The organism is Streptococcus suis (genome assembly GCF_002960445.1).
GTDB lineage: Bacteria > Bacillota > Bacilli > Lactobacillales > Streptococcaceae > Streptococcus > Streptococcus hyiners.
The window spans coordinates 1-352 of sequence record NZ_POJD01000200.1 but is presented as its reverse complement, the minus strand read 5'-3'; the positions used below and the strand labels follow the sequence as shown (position 1 = coordinate 352).

At 44.0% G+C, this 352-nt stretch carries 1 protein-coding gene; it reads left to right on the top strand.

Annotation, left to right across the window (positions count from 1 at the left end; translation table 11 throughout):
* Nucleotides 1–352: putative PEP-binding protein (locus C1G53_RS08155; RefSeq protein WP_330847471.1), on the top strand; the 352-nt coding region annotated here is incomplete at both ends.

Here is a 352-nt window from a genome sequence, read left to right as displayed (position 1 = left end):
CAGCAGCAATGCTTGCAGACCAATTTGCCAAAGAAGTTGACTTCTTCTCAATCGGTACGAACGACCTTATCCAGTACACAATGGCTGCAGACCGTATGAATGAACAAGTTTCATACCTCTACCAACCATATAACCCATCAATCCTTCGCTTGATTAACAATGTTATCAAGGCTGCACACGCAGAAGGTAAATGGGCTGGTATGTGTGGTGAGATGGCTGGTGATCAACAAGCTGTTCCACTTCTTGTAGGTATGGGCTTGGATGAGTTCTCTATGAGTGCAACATCTGTACTTCGTACACGTAGCCTTATGAAGAAACTTGATACAGCTAAGATGGAAGAATATGCTCACCG